General features: G+C 36.4%; 9 protein-coding genes. 1 reads left to right on the top strand and 8 read right to left on the bottom strand.

Features of this window, described 5'->3' with window-relative positions; translation table 11 throughout:
* Window positions 1–5 precede the first annotated feature (5 nt).
* Window positions 6–3,107: a TonB-dependent receptor gene (locus EG359_RS19920; protein WP_076357601.1), complete on the bottom strand. Its 3,102-nt coding sequence runs from the start codon at window positions 3,105–3,107 to the stop codon at window positions 6–8.
* Between the two features lie 240 nt (window positions 3,108–3,347).
* Here EG359_RS19920 and ligA point away from each other — a divergent pair, with 240 nt between their 5' ends.
* Window positions 3,348–5,354, top strand: a complete 2,007-nt coding sequence (gene ligA / locus EG359_RS19915) for an NAD-dependent DNA ligase LigA (RefSeq protein ID WP_076357599.1) — start codon at window positions 3,348–3,350, stop codon at window positions 5,352–5,354.
* A gap of 76 nt (window positions 5,355–5,430) precedes the next feature.
* Here ligA and EG359_RS19910 read toward each other — a convergent pair whose 3' ends face one another.
* From EG359_RS19910 to kdpA, 7 genes are all read right to left on the bottom strand, one after another.
* Complete coding sequence (locus EG359_RS19910; RefSeq protein ID WP_123867457.1) at window positions 5,431–5,895, bottom strand: hypothetical protein; 465 nt, start codon at window positions 5,893–5,895, stop codon at window positions 5,431–5,433.
* 89 nt (window positions 5,896–5,984) lie between these two features.
* Entirely contained in the window at window positions 5,985–7,700 is a 1,716-nt protein-coding gene (locus EG359_RS19905; protein WP_076357595.1) for an ATP-binding protein, read from the bottom strand.
* A gap of 5 nt (window positions 7,701–7,705) precedes the next feature.
* A complete protein-coding gene (locus EG359_RS19900; RefSeq protein ID WP_076357593.1) occupies window positions 7,706–8,815 on the bottom strand; it encodes a histidine kinase in 1,110 nt (369 codons plus the stop codon).
* Window positions 8,816–9,170: 355 nt separating this feature from the next.
* Window positions 9,171–10,256 carry a porin gene (locus EG359_RS19895; protein ID WP_076357591.1) on the bottom strand — a complete coding sequence of 362 codons (1,086 nt, stop codon included), beginning with the start codon at window positions 10,254–10,256 and terminating at the stop codon, window positions 9,171–9,173.
* 12 nt (window positions 10,257–10,268) lie between these two features.
* The gene (gene kdpC, locus EG359_RS19890) at window positions 10,269–10,826 is read right to left on the bottom strand and encodes a potassium-transporting ATPase subunit KdpC (protein ID WP_076357589.1); all 558 of its coding nucleotides are present in this window, start codon (window positions 10,824–10,826) and stop codon (window positions 10,269–10,271) included.
* Between the two features lie 10 nt (window positions 10,827–10,836).
* A complete protein-coding gene (gene kdpB, locus EG359_RS19885; protein WP_076357587.1) occupies window positions 10,837–12,876 on the bottom strand; it encodes a potassium-transporting ATPase subunit KdpB in 2,040 nt (679 codons plus the stop codon).
* Window positions 12,877–13,056: 180 nt separating this feature from the next.
* Window positions 13,057–14,751: a potassium-transporting ATPase subunit KdpA gene (gene kdpA / locus EG359_RS19880; RefSeq protein WP_076357585.1), complete on the bottom strand. Its 1,695-nt coding sequence runs from the start codon at window positions 14,749–14,751 to the stop codon at window positions 13,057–13,059.
* Between the last annotated feature and the right edge of the window lie 126 nt (window positions 14,752–14,877).

The following is a 14,877-nucleotide window of genomic DNA, read 5'->3' as shown; positions in this document are numbered from 1 at the left end:
ACTGATTAAAAACTATACTTTGCTCCAATCTGGATCTGGTATGGATTTCCTGATAGAGGCGCTAAACCGCTACCACTAATGTTTTTTTCATACTCGAACTGTCTGGTTGCCGGATTGAAATTTTTGATTCTGTACATGGAAGTGTTTCCATATGTCTCGTTAACTCCCCATTCTTTGTTAAGTAGGTTCGCTACGTTGAAAATATCTACAGAAAGTTCAAAAGCACCAATTTTATCAAATTTTATTTTCTTGGCTACACGTATATCCCAAACTCCATAGAATCCATTCTTTCCGCCATTACGTTCTGCAATCTTACCGTTGTATTCCTTCACATAATCTTTCAATGCCTGCCCTACCTGAGGATCGTTTAAGATAGATTCTGCAATATTCGGGAAGATATAGGCAAGATCATTGGTATCTACAAAGTCTCCGTTAATGTTTCCTCCTGATGTCATAGAGAAACGTGTTCCTCCCATTCCTGAATATCTAAGACCTAAAGTAAATCCGGCAATGGTAGGTGAGTTACCATAGATTACAACTTTGTTACGGAACTGATTGTCAGAATACGTCATTCTTAAATCTCTAGGATCACTCTGAATAAGAGTTGATAATGTTGCAGAATTGGCTACGTTTCCGTTGTATGAAGTATTGTCCTTGATGTCTGACCATGTATAACTTGCGGTAATTTCTCCGTCTTTCCAGTAGCGGTAACTTGTATCTACTACAAAAGAGAACTGATTGACTTTACCATCACTTACCAATTCCAGTACTCTTCCGAAATTTTTATTAATTCTTCCTTCTTTCCAGTCTAATTTCGTTCCCTTGATCGTTGAAATCGGAACATATACTCCTCTTCCTCCTTCATTATCCAAGGTAAAGAAAGGATTGGATACCATGTTTCTGTCGTAATAATAGTAGTTATTTCTTCCTAATGCCATATAACCGGCAATTCCTGCGCGGAATCTTTCATTAAAGAAATGGGTATAGGAGATATTAGCCTTATAAACAATTGGAATTTTAGCATCTTTTCCTGTATAATTAATAGTCGGCATCTGATCCTTAGGAAGTGTAGGTACCGTATTATAATTATCTCTGTAACTGTAGAAATCAGGAGTAATACCTGCCACTGCCGGATCTACATCTACCGTTGCTAAATGTTTTCCATCAAATACAAGATTATTAATGATCATATAATTGTTGATATCGGAAGAGAATATCCCTGCTCCAAACTTAATGAAGTCCTTATTCTCCTCGTTAATATTCCAGTCAAACTGGAACCTAGGCTGGATAACAAATGATTTGATCTTATTATCCGTTCGGATTCCCATTTCATCAAACAACTTTTGGTTGAACTCTGCTTTTGGATATCCTCCGTAATCCAATCTTATCCCTGCCATCAAATCAAGACCTTTTGCAATCTTTGTCTGAAATTGCCCATACAACCCGATGTTCCAGATATTGGATCTTACAGAGATATCATCCATTAAAGGAACTTCTCTGTAGAATCTATAAGGAGTGAGTTTTTCAAAATTATAAAGATTATTATCCGGATTGGTTGTAATATTTTCTCTGAAATGGAATCTTCCGTTCACTTCACTTCCGTATATAGATTTGGATGAAGTATACATCAAATCAGCCCCGAAAGTATATTTAACCTTATCCGTATTATAGTAAAGGTTATCTACAATCTGAAATACATTGTTTTTAAAGCTTTCCTGCCCGTAACGGTGTCCTCCAAACTGGATATTGGTAGCTCCTAAACCGGGAGTTGAAATATTCTCTACAATTGCTCTTGGAACAGGTTTTCCTAGTTCATTGTTTTGGTAACTATCCTGAAATGTATAGAGATATTGAGCTTTTAATTCGTTGGTTAAATTAGGCTTCAGATTTGACCTTAGTGTTAATAACAAGCTGTTATCAAGGTTTTTGTCATTTCCATAAGATTCAAAGAAGTTAATGCTTGTATTATCAACAAGCCCATTTTTATTCAGATCGTGAGTAAAGTTATTTCTTAACGTCAATAAATGCTTTTCGCTAATCTGCCAGTCTAAACGTAAAAATGCTGCATCAGAATTTCTTACCTTATCAAAACTTCCGAATTGAGGAGTGTTTCCTACCCCATACTTTGATCTTGCAATATCCAGAAACTTATTAAGAGTTCCTGCATTAATGTTCAATCTTTTCTCATCATCCTGCGATTTGATATCTGCAATCTGCAATGGTCTTGAATCCAGCTGGTGATCCCAAGCTACAAAGAAGTGTAATTTATTTTTAATGATGGGTCCTCCCAAAGTGAATCCAAACTGAGAAGTAGAGAAATCATTTTCTCTCTTATTTCCTCTAATGTCATATGGACTGGAAAGCCAGTTGGTTCTTAAATACTCCCAGGCGCTTCCGGAAAATTTATTGGTACCTGATTTGGTAACGGCACTTACTGTTCCACCACCACTTCTTCCCAATGTCACATCATATTGGTTGGTCGTAATCTTAAATTCACGTACTGCTTCAATTGAAATAGAAAAAGGAGCACCGCTTCGACTGGTAGTAGCTCCTGCAGAAGTAGGGTTTTTCGCAGTCATCCCGTCAATAGTAAAGTTGGTAGAAGAGCCTAGCTGTCCTGAAATACTTCCGTTTTTTCCACTTAAAGGAGAAAGATCCGTAAGACTGGCAAAGTTTCGTCCGTTTACAGGAAGTATACCGATGTTTTTTGCAGAAATAGCTGTAGCAGCACCAAGATTTCCAATTTTGTTTTTAAGGTTTCCGGTGATTTTTACTTCTTCAATCTGCTTTTCACCTCCCAAGTCCATGTTTACGGTAACCTGGTCTCCAAAGTTCACACTGTATCCTTCTTTCTTATCATCGTTTACAATCACTGTATAAGGGCCTCCAAGAGGGATTTCCTTAAAGATATACTCTCCTTTTGAGTTGGTTTCTGTCTCGGTTCTGAACCCTGTAGATTCATTTACAATCGTAACTTTCACTTTTTCCTGAACCGAACTTCCCGGCCCGGTCACTTTTCCTACAATGGAAGCCTGTGTGGTTTGTGCATAAGCCATTGTTCCAAGTCCTAAAAACAACAACCCCAATACAATCTTTACTTTTCTCATTTATTAGCATTAGATGTGCAAAGGTATCCTGACTTTTTAGGCTGGCTATTTAAGAGAATTTTAACATTCTTTTAATTAAATTAGAACGTTATGTTAAATTACTTTAAACAAATGTTTTATTCTTTGGCTAACCAGTTTGTTGTGGGGTATTACGTATTCTTAATTTTCCGGTAATATTTAATTCCGTTATTTTTTAAATGAAATTACTTTAGTTATTTTTGCTCAAAAGATATAAAAGCAATGTCTGAAAACATTCAACAAAAAATAGAACAGCTTCGCAAGGAGCTTCACCAGCATAACGAAAACTACTACCTTCTGGATACTCCTACCATATCTGACTATGATTTTGATATGCTACTGGAGCAACTTCAGGATCTTGAGGCAAAACATCCAGAATTTTATGATGAAAATTCACCAACAATGCGTGTAGGTGGTGGCATCACAAAGGTTTTCCCAACCATTCAACATAAATTCAGAATGTACTCACTGGATAACTCCTACGATTTTGATGATCTGGAAGACTGGGAGAAAAGAATCATTAAAACTATTGATGAGCCTGTAGAATTTGTAGCCGAACTGAAGTATGACGGGGCTTCTATTTCCATTCTTTACGAAAACGGAAAGCTTACTCAGGCAGTAACCCGTGGGGATGGTTTTCAGGGAGACGAAATCACTCCGAATGTCCGTACTATCTCAGATATTCCTTTGACATTGAAAGGAGACTTTCCCTCTCAGTTCTTTATGCGTGGTGAAATTTATTTAACAAGGAAAAACTTTGACAAGCTTAACAAACTTCGTGAGGAAGAGGGGCTGGACCCGTTCATGAATCCTAGAAATACAGCAAGTGGAAGTTTGAAAATGCAGGACAGTGCTGAGGTAAGAAAACGTTCTCTTTCTTCTGTACTGTATCAGTTTATTTCCGAAGAAGTTCCGGCAGAAACCCATTGGGAATTACTTCAAAAGGCTCAGGGCTGGGGATTCAAGACTTCTCAGCAGGCCAAATTATGTAAAACCCTTGATGAGGTAAAGGAATTTATCACTTTCTGGGATACGGAACGTCATAATCTTCCATTCGAAATTGATGGAATTGTTTTAAAGGTAAACTCTCTGCACCAGCAAAGACAGCTTGGATATACTGCCAAATCTCCACGTTGGGCTATGGCTTATAAATTTAAGGCCGAAAAGGTAGAAACAGAACTTCAAAGTGTTTCTTATCAGGTAGGTAGAACAGGGGCCATCACTCCTGTTGCCAACTTAAAACCTGTTTTATTGGCAGGAACTATTGTGAAAAGAGCTTCTCTGCATAATGAGGATATCATTAAAAAACTGGATCTTCATGAAAATGACTTTGTCTATGTAGAAAAAGGAGGTGAGATTATTCCAAAGATTGTAGGAGTAAATACAGATAAAAGAACAGAGGAAAGTAGAGAAATAGAATACATTAAACATTGTCCGGAATGTGGAACTGAATTGGTAAAAATTGAAGATCAGGCCATTCATTTCTGTCCGAACGAACTTCATTGTCCGCCACAGGTTGTAGGAAGAATGATTCATTACGTTTCAAGAAAAGCTTTAAATATTGATAATCTGGGAAGTGAAACCATTGAACAGCTTTACAGGGAAAAACTGATTGAAAATCCTGCAGATTTCTATGTTTTGACAAAGGAACAGCTTCTTCCGCTAGAAAGAATGGCGGAAAAATCAGCACAGAATATTATTACCGGAGTTGAAAAATCAAAGGAGATTCCATTTGAAAAGGTACTGTACGGAATTGGGATCAAACATGTGGGAGAAACGGTGGCCAAAAAACTGGTCAAAAACTTCCCTACTATTGAGGAATTGAAAAATGCTACTGTGGAAGAACTTTGCCAGGTGGAGGATATCGGGGCAAAAATTGCGGTAAGCATCGTAGACTTCTTCCAAAACACTGAAAATCTATTGATGATTGAGCGCTTGAAATCCTATGGAGTTCAGCTTGAAAAAGGAGAAAGTACCAATGAAGTTCTATCCAATGTATTGGAAGGGAAAACATTCCTCTTCACCGGAAAATTATCACTCTTCACCAGAGAATCAGCCGAGGAGATGGTGGAAAAACATGGTGGAAAGAACATTTCTGCAGTTTCTAAAAACCTAAACTATCTTGTTGTAGGAGAAAAAGCAGGAAGCAAGCTGAAGAAAGCTCAGGATATTGGAACCATTACTATTCTGGATGAACAACAGTTCTTGGATTTGATTGAAAAACAGTAATTCATAAAATATTACTACCCATAAAAAAGACTGCAGAGTTGTTCTGCAGTCTTTTATTTTTTTAGATCTTCAATATTTACTTAAATACAAGAATCGTATAGGGATTGTTTACGCCGGCTTTGGGGGTAATCAGCCTGATGTGTTCTTTATTTTTATAATAATCTCTATAAGAGTCTTTGGTGAAGGTCTTTCCTTTTTCAGTTTCCTTATAGCCGGAAGCCAGAATTATTTTAACATATTGATCGTATTCTTTTTTGCTACTAAACTCATACTCAATCCTGTCCTCCGATTTTTCTTGTGCAAATACAAATTTTCCAATCTTGGATTTATAGTCAGGAGCATCATATTCATTTAAAACGAAACCTAAGCCTTCTGTTCTGTCATAAAAACTATAGTTAAGCTTTTTCATTTCCTTTTTAAAATCAGACATTTCAAGCTTATTGAATGCTGCAAGCTCCTCTAATGTAAAAGTCTGGGCAGAAATTTTTGTACTCAGTATAATGAAGAATAATACAATAAACAAACTTACTTTTTTTCTCATATCATTAATTTGTTTGTAAATATAGGAGAATACTGGCAAATCAATTTTTAAAATAAGCATGTTTGTTTATCATCCAAATATATAAAACTTTATGCCACAGGCAATCTGAAATAAAAGGTGCTTCCATTATTCAGAGAGCTTTTCACTCCAATTTCCCCATTTTGCTTTTCGATGAAATTTTTTGAGATTGCCAGGCCAAGTCCGGTTCCATTCTGGTGTTCTCCGGGAACCTGAAAATAGCGATCAAAGATCTGGCGATGATACTTTTCATCAATACCACTTCCTGTATCTATGATATTAAATTGAATGAATGACTCATTTCTTTCTACCACAATTTTAATGCTTTCATCCTGAAAAGAATGTTTTACAGCATTGGTAAGGAAGTTATTCATCACCCAAACTGTTTTATCAAAATCTGCAGTTACAAAATCTGTATCTTCCAGCAAATATTCCGTATTAATTAATACATTCTTCTGCTCTGCTAGTTTTTCTACATTTTTTACAGCTGTCTGTACAATTTCCTTTGGTGAACATTTTTCGACCATCAATCGAATATTTCCGGATTCTACCTGCGAAAGATTGAGAAGTTCTCCTGTAATATCCAACAAACGTTGCCCATCTTCATTGATGCTTTTCAGTAGTTCCTGCTGCTGTTCGTTAAGTGCTCCAAACTTCTGGTTTCCCAACAATTGTACACCCATTTTTATGGCAGAAATTGGTGTTTTCAGTTCATGAGAAATAGTAGCAATAAAATTGGTTTTAGCAAAATCAAGTTCCTTGAAAGGCGTAATATTTCTTAGCAAAATTACCTTACCAATATATTTTTTCTCCTTTTCTCCGGTTCTCACAATATTGATGGGTACAATATCCTGTTCAAAATAGTTTTCCTTATTGTCTCTGACAATTTTAATCGGTTCTTTTACAGGATGATCGATGTTTTTCAGCAATTCCCGCATCAAATCATTATTCACAGCAACTTCATGAGCTGTTTTCCCGATAATCTCCTCTTTACGAAGATTGGTAATTTTTAAGGCTTCATCATTGATCATGTAGATAAAATGATTTTCATCCAGCCCGATCACTGCATCATGCATGTTATTTACTAAGGTTTCTATCCTTTTTTTCTCCATCAATTGCTGGGAAAGTGTACTGCTTTCATATTCCTGTAGCTTTTCCGCCATCACATTAAAGGACTCTGCAAGGCTGTTAAATTCCTCACTTCCTTTAAAGTGTACCCTTTCATTATAGTTTTTATCAGCAATCTGTCTGATACTGAATGTTAATTGATTGATAGGCTCTGCAATGGTCTGTGGCAGATTGAAAAGCAAAATAAAAGCAATTAAAAAACATACCGTTCCAAGGCTGACAATCCAAAAGGTTGCATTTTCCGCTGTAATAATAGCAATATCACTTTTCCTTTCAATCCCTTTCATATTGAGGGACATGATCTTCGCCAGATCTTCACGGATTAGTTTTTCTTTATTGAAATTCGGTTCTTTTAAATAACTGTTGAAGTGCAGATTCAGATTCTGGGTAGCCTCTTTCTCTCCAAACTCAGTAAGGTTTTTTTCCTGCAGTTTATTATTTTTCTGAAAATCAGCAATGGCCACAGTACTATCAATACTTATATGATCCAGTGCCAACAGCATATTTTTGGAAAACTCCAGACTGTTGTAATTGGCTGTAAGGATCTTCTCGGTGTCAGATTTTAATTTATTGATATATACAGAACCTATTACTGAAAGCAGAACAATCAGTAAGAATAAAAGGCCGACGCCTAAGGTAAGTTTTGTTTTAAGTTTCATTACTTTTAAGATAAAATAATAATATCTACCTGTCTCTCATTCAGTCCATTCATAAGGCTATAAATCCAGCTGTATCCAAACAGACGCTGCCAAAATTTTGCATGGGGCTTTCCAATACAAACCGTAGTGATATTATGGGCAATTACATATTCAAGAATTCCGTTATGAACACTGCTTTCTTTTATTCGGACAACCTTGGCTCCCAATTCCTGTGCTAAATTAAAATTATTAATCAAATACCGCTGTTTATCCAATGCAATTTTTTCAGGATTTTCAGAGGGTTTCTGAATATATAAAACGATCCACTGACTGTTGTAATAGCTCGCCAATCTTGCCGTTTTCCGAATGATTGTTTTAGCAATCTTTTCATTACTGCTGATACAGGCAAGGAATTTTATGGGTTTGAAATTTTCAGTTTTAATCTCAGTTTCCACTTTTCTTTCCACATGGGTAGCCACTTCCTTTAGAGCAAGTTCACGAAGCTGCAAAATATGTCCGCTTTGGAAAAAATTACTGAGCGCTGTCTGAATTTTTTCTTTTTTATAGATTTTTCCCTCTTTTAATCTGGTCAGCAATTCATCAGCAGTGAGGTCTATATTAACAACTTCATCGGCCAATGCCAAGATTTTATCGGGAACCCTTTCTGTGACTTCAACTCCTGTTATTATTTTTACTTCCTCATTCAGACTTTCAATATGCTGGATATTCATCGCGCTGATGACATTGATTCCATTGTCCAGAATTTCCAAAACATCCTGCCACCTTTTTTTATTCTTGGATCCTTCCACATTGGTATGGGCCAGCTCATCCACCAGAACCACTTCAGGATGTTCATTAATAATAGCCTGAAGATCCATTTCCTCCAGATTTTTACCTTTATAAAAGACTGATTTTCTTCCTATTTCCGGAAGCCCATCTACAAGAGCTACCGTTTCTTCCCGATCATGGGTTTCTATGTAACCTATTTTTACATCAATGCCGTTTCGTAAAAGGGAATGAGCTTCCTGAAGCATTCGGAATGTTTTTCCGACACCTGCACTCATCCCAATATAGATCTTAAATTTTCCTTTTCGGGACTTTTGGATCAGTTCTAAAAAATGTTTTGCTGATGACATTGATTATTACTTTTTCAGTATTAAGTTATTGTATATTTTTTGAACCACAAAAGTGACAAAAGCGTTCTTTAATAAGGTACCTTATAATAAAACATTTTGGGACTATTAACTTTTAAACACTCCTGTAAAGCTTATAATATTTTTTACACTTTAGTTATTTTTAGGTACTACTAACTGTTTGACAAGAACACTTTAGTTTTGAAAATCATTGATTTTCATCTTATGTGAACTTTTACAGAATTTTCTTTTAAAGTTACTTAAGTGACTAAAGTATCTTACAATAAAAGCTTTTGTGACTTTGTGGTTATTTATTTCACGGCATAAAGCCATTAATTTCTAAATATTAATTTATCATTTAAAACCAGGCTGCCAGACTCGTTGTAATAAAGAAATTTCCTTGCTTCAATCCGTCATTCTTTACAAAAATGGCATCTTTAGACGTAAACCCGCGTGCTTCTGTACGGAAAACTACATTCTTAAAAATAGCATAATCTACGTTCAGAGAATATCCAAAAGTTTGAAACCCATTAGGAGTTCCTGTACTGATGATCACTCCATTTTTATCATTGTAATATTCCAGTCTTCCTGCCAGTGCCCATTTATTGTCAAACTGATATTTCATCTGTACATTGGGACTGTACCAGATATTATACTGCTCACTTCCTTTTAGCTTCTGCTCTGCTCCGACATCAAACCCCAGCAATGCTGAAAACTGATCCGTCAGTTGAAAACTTCCATATAAATCATGGAAATAACGCATTCTTTTTTCATTCTTAGTTTTGTCATTTCCAATAAAAGAGCTGCTGTTCAGGGTAACCTTATCATTGGGTTTGTAGGTCACCTGATGTCCAAAAGAAATACTCTGATTTCCCTCCACTTTAGCAATGCGCTGCCAACCGTTCAGAACCAAACCGCTTAAAAACCATTTTCCATTGTCTGAAGTATAGGAAATCTTGGCTCCGGTTTCAAAATAAGGAGAATTTTCAGCAGCAAAGCTTCTTGTCAGATTAATATTATCCTTACCAATAGCGCTTTCCCAACCGATGTGGGACGGCATAATTCCCGCATCAATCCATAAATTTTTATTTTTTGAGATTTTGATTCCAATATTTGCTTCATTGATATACCGTAAAGCTCCTTGCTCTGCAGCCATATTGTCCTGTGCATAGGTTCCGCCCATTAAAGCAATGTTAGCACGGAGGTTATCACTCTGATAATTTGCTTTAATAAGTCCCAAATTGAGATTCAACTCATTATGTCTGTTGTATGAGTATAAAAAATTTTGACGGAGATGATTGTTTGGCTCATTAAAATCATAGGTATAAAAAAGTTCTGCATATGCGGAAAATGTAACCTTATTTCCTATTTTTAATGAATCTGATGATTGTGCTTTTGGAAAAAACACACCCAGTAACAATCCTATAATTAGATATTTTTTCACGTTAGTTGTATATTATTTTAATTGGTCTAAAGCAATATTAAGCTTCAGTACATTTACTTTTGATGGCCCAAGAATTCCTAAAAACGGTTTCTCAGTCTGGTTTTTAATTAAATTATTGATTTGCTCTTCAGAGAGGCTTCTCACTTTTGCAATTCTCTTAACCTGATATAAAGCTCCTTCCTCTGAAATATCAGGATCTAGCCCACTTCCACTTGCCGTAGCCAGTTCTACAGGAACTTTAGCATTTCCCATTTCGGGATTTTGAAGTTTAAGAGTATCTATCCTTTTTTGTACAGTTTCCAGATATTCTTCGTTGCTTGGACCTTTATTACTTCCCCCGCTTCCGGCTGCATTATAGTTTACAGAAGACGGACGACCATGAAAATATTTTTCAGATTTAAATTCCTGACCAATATTAGCATAGAATTTCTGGCCATTATGGGTAATAATTTCTGCATTTCCTTGCGTAGGTAATATTTTTGAACCTCCATAGACGATAGCCAAATAAATTCCTACTATGACCAACATTACAAGAGTTAATCTGAATGCTGAAACAATATGATTTTTCATTTTTTAAATTTTAATAGAATAAACTAATCAGTAAATCAATGATCTTGATTCCAATGAATGGAACAATCACACCACCCAAACCATAGATTAAAAGGTTCCTTCTCAACAATGCACTGGCACCAATCGGTTTGTAAGCCACCCCTTTTAAAGCCAGCGGAATAAGGAAAGGAATAATCACCGCATTGAAAATAACTGCTGATAATATGGCTGTTTCCGGACTATGAAGATTCATGATATTCAACTTCTGAAGAGACGGAATAAAAGTAATAAACAAGGCTGGAATAATGGCAAAATACTTTGCAACATCATTGGCAATACTAAATGTCGTTAGTGTTCCACGAGTCATTAGCAACTGTTTTCCAATTTCTACAATCTCAATCAGCTTGGTAGGATCATTATCCAAATCTACCATGTTACCGGCTTCTTTCGCTGCCTGTGTTCCGCTGTTCATCGCTACGCCCACATCTGCTTGCGCTAATGCCGGAGCATCATTTGTACCGTCTCCCATCATGGCAACCAATTTACCTTCCTGTTGCTCTTTCTTAATGTAATTCATTTTATCCTCAGGCTTGGCTTCTGCAATGAAATCATCCACGCCTGCTTTTTCTGCGATAAATTTTGCAGTTAAAGGATTGTCCCCCGTTACCATTACCGTTTTCACTCCCATTTTTCTCAATCTTTGAAAACGTTCCTGGATTCCGGTTTTAATGATATCCTGAAGTTCGATTACTCCCCATACTTTTTCGTTAACAGCTACTACTAGAGGAGTTCCTCCGTTTTCAGCAATTTTGGTCACAGCATCCTGTGTTTCCTGTGGGAAGATGCTCCCGGTTTTTTCAGTCAGTTTTTTTATAGTATCGTAGGCTCCTTTTCTGATTCTGGTATCCTCAAAATCAATCCCTGAAGTTCTGGTTTCCGCCGTAAAATCTATATAAACAGGATTTGGAACCAATAAATCCTCCGATTTCAGCTGGCTAAGTTCTATAATTGATTTTCCTTCCGGAGTTTCATCGGCTACAGAGCTTAAAGCAGAAGCTTTAATGAAATCTTCCAACTTAATTCCCTCGGCAGGATGGAACTGTGTTGCTTTACGGTTTCCGATAGTGATTGTTCCTGTTTTATCCAGCAAAAGAACATCAATATCTCCCGCAGTTTCTACAGCTTTCCCACTCTTGGTGATCACATTGGCTCTTAATGCCCTATCCATTCCGGCTATTCCAATTGCAGAAAGCAGACCTCCGATTGTTGTCGGAATAAGACAAACGAAAAGTGAAATAAATGCCGCAATAGTAATCGGTGTCTGCGCATAGTCTGCAAAAGGCTTTAAAGTGAGGGTAACAATTATAAATGTAAGGGTAAAACCCGCTAAAAGTATGGTTAATGCGATTTCGTTGGGTGTTTTCTGTCTTGATGCTCCTTCTACAAGAGCAATCATTTTATCTAAAAAGGATTCACCTGGTTTTGTAGTTACTTTTACTTTAATTCTGTCCGACAATACCTTTGTACCCCCTGTTACAGAACTTTTATCTCCACCTGCTTCACGAATTACAGGAGCACTTTCTCCGGTAATGGCAGATTCGTCAATGGTTGCCAATCCCTCGATGATCTCACCGTCCATTGGGATTTGATCTCCTGCTTCGCAAAGAAAAATATCTCCCAGCTTCATTTCTGCAGACATTTTTAACGCTGTTTCTACCTGAAATCCAGGTTTATTATCAACAACTAATTTGGCAGGAGTTTCTTCACGGGTTTTTCTAAGAGTATCAGCTTGTGCTTTTCCTCTGGCCTCGGCAATAGCTTCCGCAAAATTGGCAAACAGAACCGTGAAAAATAAAATTATAAATACGAAAAAATTATAAGAGAAACTTCCCTGACTTTTATCACCAGCCAAGCTGAACATGCTTACAATAAACATGACGGCAGTTCCGATCTCCACCAGAAACATTACTGGATTTTTAAACATAATTTTAGGATTCAGTTTTACAAAAGACTGTTTAATCGCCTCGTTTACCAAATCTCTTTGAAACAATGTTTGTGATTGATTTTTCATTTTTTTGAAAGAGTTTATAGCATTGTAAATCAATAATAACCATCAAGGCAGACTAAAATTATTAAGAAATGGAAATGGATAATATTATGTAGTGAATGTTTCGGTAGTTTAGACTAGCATTCCTGAATATTTCAGTTTCCTTAATGGTTGAGTATTGATTTTAATTTTTAATGTTCACTTTTATTTAGAGAAATACTGGATCTGCTCAGCAATAGGTCCTAAGGTTAATGCAGGGAAGAATGATAGTGCTGCAATAAGCAGAATCACTGCCAATGTCATAAACCCGAAAGTTGCTGTATCCGTTTTTAAAGTTCCTGAACTTTCCGGAATGAATTTCTTCTGTGCCAATAATCCTGCAATGGCTATCGGTCCTATAATCGGAATGAATCTGGAAAGTAATAGTACAATTCCTGTTGAAATGTTCCACCAAGGGGTATTATCACCTAGCCCCTCGAATCCTGATCCGTTGTTGGCAGAGGAAGAGGTAAACTCATACAGCATTTCACTGAACCCATGAAAACCAGGATTATTCAATGTTTTTGCTCCAAATTCAGGTAAATAGGCTGTTAGTGCAGTTCCCACAAGAATTAAAAAAGGATGAAATAAAGCCACAATCATAGCGATCTTCATTTCCTTGGCTTCAATCTTTTTACCCATAAATTCTGGTGTTCTTCCCACCATCAGACCACTGATAAATACTGCAAGAATGATAAAAATAAAGTAATTCAGAATTCCGACTCCACAACCTCCATAGAAGCAGTTAATCATCATAGCAAGAAGCTCGTTCATTCCTGAAAGCGGCATTGTACTATCATGCATAGAGTTTACAGAACCTGTTGAAATAACAGTGGTTGCAATACTCCAATATCCTGATGCAGCACTTCCAAAACGGATTTCTTTTCCCTCCATTGCTCCAAGACTGCTATCAGCCCCCATCTTTGTAATCAAAGGGTTACCTCCTGTTTCATTCACAATATTTGGAATGGTAAGGGCTAGAAAACCAACAGTCATTACAGTGAAAATAACCCAAGAAAGTTTTCTCTTCTTTAAATAAAAACCTAGGGCAAAAACCAATGCAAACGGAATGATCATTTGAGTGACCATTTCTGTCATATTCGTTATATAATTGGGATTTTCAAGAGGATGTGCAGAGTTGGCTCCAAAAAAGCCTCCACCATTGGTTCCAAGATGTTTAATCGCAACAAAAGCCGCTACTGGTCCTCTGGAAACATCAATTTTTTGTCCCTCTAGAGTAGTAATATGATCTTTTCCTTCAAAAGTCATTGGACTTCCGTTTATAGAAAGAATGAATGCAACAATTATACTTATTGGAACTAAAATTCTGATCATTGACTTGGTAAAATAATCGTAAAAATTACCAAGTTCGGTAGCTGTTTTCTCTTTAAAAGCTTTGAAAAGAACAGCCATTGCAGCCATCCCTGTTGCAGCAGTTACAAACTGTAAGAACATCAGATAAAGCTGACTTAGATAGCTTACTCCCGTTTCTCCCGAATAATGCTGTAGATTACAGTTCACTAAAAAAGAAATGGTTGTATTAAAAGCCAGATCAGGAGACATATTCGGGTTTCCATCAGGGTTTAAAGGAAGCCACGCCTGATTTAGCAAAAGCAAAAATCCAATGATGAACCAAACCAGATTAATTGCCAGCATGGCATACATATTCTGTTTCCAATTCATCTGACGGTTAGGATTAATTCCCGATATTTTATAAATTAACTTTTCAATCGGCTCAAAAACCGGGTCAAGAAAAGTTTTCTTGTATCCATAGACATTAGCAATGTATTTACCTAAAAATATCCCGATGACTAATGTAATAGCAAACATTGCTATGATGCCTAAAATTTCTGTATTCATGATCTCTTAAAATTTTTCAGGTTTCATTAAAACGTAACAGATATACACAAAGGCAAGTATTGAAAGGAAAAATAAACTCCACATAATTTTATATTCTATCAAAAAATTCAACTGATTTATATAAAA

Source organism: Chryseobacterium joostei (assembly GCF_003815775.1).
In the GTDB taxonomy this organism is placed as follows: domain Bacteria; phylum Bacteroidota; class Bacteroidia; order Flavobacteriales; family Weeksellaceae; genus Chryseobacterium; species Chryseobacterium joostei.
Note: the sequence above shows the minus strand (reverse complement) of the source record. Positions and strands in the feature narration are given on the sequence as shown.

Coding starts and splice junctions, on each gene's coding strand:
- EG359_RS19910 (WP_123867457.1), bottom strand. CDS start 5,895: ATGAGAAAAAAAGTAAGTTTGTTTATTGTATTATTCTTCATTATACTG.
- EG359_RS19900 (WP_076357593.1), bottom strand. CDS start 8,815: ATGTCATCAGCAAAACATTTTTTAGAACTGATCCAAAAGTCCCGAAAA.
- kdpC (WP_076357589.1), bottom strand. CDS start 10,826: ATGAAAAATCATATTGTTTCAGCATTCAGATTAACTCTTGTAATGTTG.
- EG359_RS19920 (WP_076357601.1), bottom strand. CDS start 3,107: ATGAGAAAAGTAAAGATTGTATTGGGGTTGTTGTTTTTAGGACTTGGA.
- ligA (WP_076357599.1), top strand. CDS start 3,348: ATGTCTGAAAACATTCAACAAAAAATAGAACAGCTTCGCAAGGAGCTT.
- EG359_RS19905 (WP_076357595.1), bottom strand. CDS start 7,700: ATGAAACTTAAAACAAAACTTACCTTAGGCGTCGGCCTTTTATTCTTA.
- kdpB (WP_076357587.1), bottom strand. CDS start 12,876: ATGAAAAATCAATCACAAACATTGTTTCAAAGAGATTTGGTAAACGAG.
- kdpA (WP_076357585.1), bottom strand. CDS start 14,751: ATGAATACAGAAATTTTAGGCATCATAGCAATGTTTGCTATTACATTA.